Source organism: Paraburkholderia bengalensis (genome assembly GCF_037126505.1).
Classification (GTDB): domain Bacteria; phylum Pseudomonadota; class Gammaproteobacteria; order Burkholderiales; family Burkholderiaceae; genus Paraburkholderia; species Paraburkholderia bengalensis.
On the sequence record NZ_JACFYJ010000278.1, the window covers coordinates 1 to 726 of the forward strand.

Annotated in this window: 1 protein-coding gene and 1 pseudogene; both read left to right on the forward strand. The window is 62.3% G+C overall.

Going from position 1 to position 726, the window contains the following annotated elements; translation table 11 throughout:
* Positions 1–566, forward strand: a 566-nt coding sequence (locus tag H3V53_RS43220) for a branched-chain amino acid ABC transporter permease (protein WP_336603045.1), incomplete at its 5' end; no start/stop codon positions are given.
* 18 nt (positions 567–584) lie between these two features.
* Positions 585–726: pseudogene (locus H3V53_RS43225) on the forward strand (ABC transporter ATP-binding protein); the annotation flags it as partial.

Below are 726 nucleotides of genomic sequence, written 5' to 3' on the forward strand. Positions count from 1 at the left end.
CGTTCCCGCAGCTGCTGCCGACCGATCCCCTCAACGTGATCAAGGCCACCGATACGACGCCTGGCGCCGTGATCTCGATGACTGAAATCGTGATCATCGTCGTCGCGTTCCTCGTGATGGCGGGCCTGCTGCTCCTCGTGCACAAGACCAAGCTCGGCCGCGCGATGCGCGCGATCGCCGAGAACCCGGGCGTCGCTTCGCTGATGGGCGTGAACCCGAACTTCGTGATTTCGGCAACCTTCATGATCGGCTCGGCGCTGGCGGCGCTGGCGGGCGTGATGATCGCGTCGGAATACGGCAACGCGCACTTCTATATGGGCTTCATTCCCGGCCTGAAGGCGTTCACGGCAGCCGTGCTGGGTGGTATCGGCAACCTCGGCGGCGCGATGGTGGGCGGCGTGATTCTCGGCCTGATCGAACAGTTGGGCGCCGGTTACATCGGCAACCTCACGGGTGGCGTGTTCGGCAGTAACTACCAGGACGTGTTCGCATTCATCGTGCTGATCATCGTGCTGGTGTTCCGTCCGTCGGGCCTGCTGGGTGAACGTGTCGCGGATCGCGCGTAAGGGTAAGGAGCAAACATAATGACCTCAATTCAACCGATCGAGCCGTCCACGACGCTCATTCCAGAACGGAACCTGACGAAGACGCTGACGGTGGGCATCATCACCGCCGTGTTCGTGATCGCAGCGCCTTTCATCATCGGCACGGCGGGCGGCAACTACT